Origin of the sequence: Polaromonas glacialis, from assembly GCF_000709345.1 — a bacterium.
Taxonomy (GTDB): Bacteria; Pseudomonadota; Gammaproteobacteria; order Burkholderiales; family Burkholderiaceae_C; genus Polaromonas; species Polaromonas glacialis.
Genome location: NZ_JMDZ01000043.1, coordinates 1 through 1,662 on the forward strand (window position 1 = coordinate 1; position 1,662 = coordinate 1,662).

Annotated in this window: 1 protein-coding gene; it reads left to right on the forward strand. The window is 65.6% G+C overall.

Annotated elements, in window-relative coordinates; genetic code table 11:
• On the forward strand, positions 1-1,662 hold a 1,662-nt coding region (locus EC86_RS0100215; protein WP_036771550.1), incomplete at both ends, for an electron transfer flavoprotein-ubiquinone oxidoreductase.

The window sequence follows — 1,662 nt, forward strand, 5'->3', positions numbered from 1 at the left end:
AGAAATCCTGGCCCAGTTCGGCCCTAGAGAATCGATGGACTACGACGTGGTCGTGGTCGGCGGCGGCCCGGGCGGGCTGTCGGCGGCGATTCGCCTGAAGCAACTGGCGGCTGAAAAAGGCACGGAGCTGTCGGTGGTCGTGCTCGAAAAAGGCTCCGAGCCCGGCGCGCACATCCTGTCGGGCGCGGTCATGGACCCTAGAGCCCTCACCGAGCTGATCCCCGACTGGAAGGCGCTGGGCGCGCCCTTGACGCAGCCGGTCACGGCCGACGAAGTGCTGTTCCTGAGCGAGACCGGCGCGACCAAAACGCCGGCGTTCTTCGTGCCCGACTGCTTTCACAACGACGGCAACTTCGTCATCAGCCTGGGCAACGTCACGCGCTGGCTGGCGAGTCAAGCCGAAAGCCTGGGCGTGGAAATCTTTCCCGGCTTTGCCGCCGCCGAAGTGCTGTACAACGACGACGGCTCTGTCCGGGGCGTGGCCACGGGCAACCTGGGCGTGGGCAAGGACGGCGAGCCCACGGAGAACTTTCAATTGGGCATGGAACTGCTGGGTAAGTACACGGTGTTTGCCGAAGGCGCGCGCGGCCACCTGGGCCGCCAGCTCATCAGCCGCTTCAAGCTGGACGAAGGCCGCGACCCACAGGCCTACGCGCTGGGCGTGAAGGAACTCTGGGAAATCGACCCCGCCAAGCACCAGCCGGGACTGGTCGTTCACACCGCCGGCTGGCCGATGACGAGCGACACCTACGGCGGCGGCTTTTTGTACCACCTCGATGGCAACCAGGTCACGCTGGGCTTTGTCACCGGGCTGGACTACAGCAATCCCTACCTGAGCCCCTTCGAGGAAATGCAGCGCTGGAAGACGCACCCGGCGATCCGCAAATACCTGGAGGGCGGCAAGCGCATCGGCTACGGCGCGCGGGCACTGACCGCCGGCGGCGCCTTGAGCCTGCCAAAAACCGTGTTTCCCGGCGGCGCGCTGATCGGCTGCGAGGCGGGTTATCTGAACGCGGCGCGCATCAAGGGCAGCCACGCGGCGATCAAGACGGGCATGCTGGCGGCCGAGGCGGCGTACGAAGCCGTGACGGCAGGCCGGCACCATGATGAACTGGGCAGCTACCCCGAGGCGTACGCAGCGAGCTGGCTGGCCAAAGAGCTGAACCAGTCGCGCAACTTCAAGTCGTGGTTCAAGAAGGGCCTGTACGTGGGCGCGTTGATGACGGGCGTCGAGCACTGGCTGCTGCCGCGCATCGGCGTGAAGAGCCCGCCGTGGACGATCCACCGTCACAAGCCCGATTACGCGATGCTCAGGCCGGCATCGGAGTGCCAGCCCATCGTTTACCCCAAGCCGGACAACAAGCTGACCTTTGACCGCCTCACGTCGGTGTTCATCAGCAACACCAACCACGAGGAGCACCAGCCCGCGCACCTGACGCTCAAGGACGCCAGCGTGCCGGTCAGCATCAACCTGGCCCGGTTCGCCGGCCCCGAGAGCCGCTACTGCCCGGCCGGGGTGTACGAATACGTCAAGAACGCCGACAACACAGACCGCCTGCAGATCAACGCGCAGAACTGCGTTCACTGCAAGACCTGCGACATCAAGGACCCGACGCAAAACATCGTCTGGGTCACCCCAGAGGGCGGCGGCGGGCCGAACTA